Genomic DNA, 827 nt, shown 5'->3' with positions numbered 1-827 from the left:
GTGAAGGTCAATGCACTGTGGTTGTTAATCGGCAGACCGTCTTTGTTGGTCAGGGTAATGGTGTAAGTGATCTCACCGCCTTCGGTCACCGACGGGGTCGCAGTCAGCTTGGCCACTACTTCGTCGGTGGTGTCGGTCACTTGGACCGAAGCCGCACCGCCCAGCTCGAGGTTCTCGAAGGTCGCACCAGTGGCGTCCACCGCCGAGTTGATACCCAGGCTGATCTGGCCAGCATCGTTGTAGACGTCATCACCCTGCGCAGCGTGGGTGTACGGCGCGCTGGTTTCACCGGCCTTGATGGTGACCTGGGCATTGTTGCTCAGGGTCACGACCAGGTCGTGAGCCAGCGGCTGGTTGACGTGAACAGTGAAGGTCGGTTTGACGTTCTCGGCTACCGAAGTCTGGTCGGCCGTGATGGTGACCTTGACCAGGTCGCCTTCGTTGCCCGGCGTACCTGGCTCGTCGGTAACCGACGTGCTGACCGGGGTCTTGTCCAGTGTCAGTTGCTCGAACTTGCCGACATCCGCACCGCCAACGGTAGCGATCGACATCACGACAGGGTCGTTGCTGCCGACGTAGACGTTATCCGGGGCAGTGACAGTGGCAGTACCCACGGTGCCATTAGCCGGCACGGTGATGACGGTTTTGCCGTCGCTCAGGGTGAAGGTCAATGCACTGTGGTTGTTGATCGGCAGACCATCTTTGTTGGTCAGGGTGATGGTGTAGGTGATCTCACCACCTTCGGTCACCGAAGGCGTCGCGGTCAGCTTGGCCACCACTTCGTCGGTGGTATCGGTCACTTGAACCGAAGCCGCACCGCCCAGCTC

General features: G+C 60.2%; 1 protein-coding gene. It reads right to left on the bottom strand.

Annotated features, from left to right (window positions below):
- A partial coding sequence (locus tag ACF8FB_RS14000; protein ID WP_392511478.1) for an immunoglobulin-like domain-containing protein occupies positions 1 to 827 on the bottom strand: 827 nt, incomplete at both ends.

The organism is Pseudomonas sp. yb_2 (assembly GCF_043103905.1).
GTDB classification, from domain to species: Bacteria; Pseudomonadota; Gammaproteobacteria; order Pseudomonadales; family Pseudomonadaceae; genus Aquipseudomonas; species Aquipseudomonas alloputida.
The sequence above is the reverse complement of the archived record's forward strand: the minus strand, read 5'-3'. Positions and strand labels throughout refer to the sequence as shown.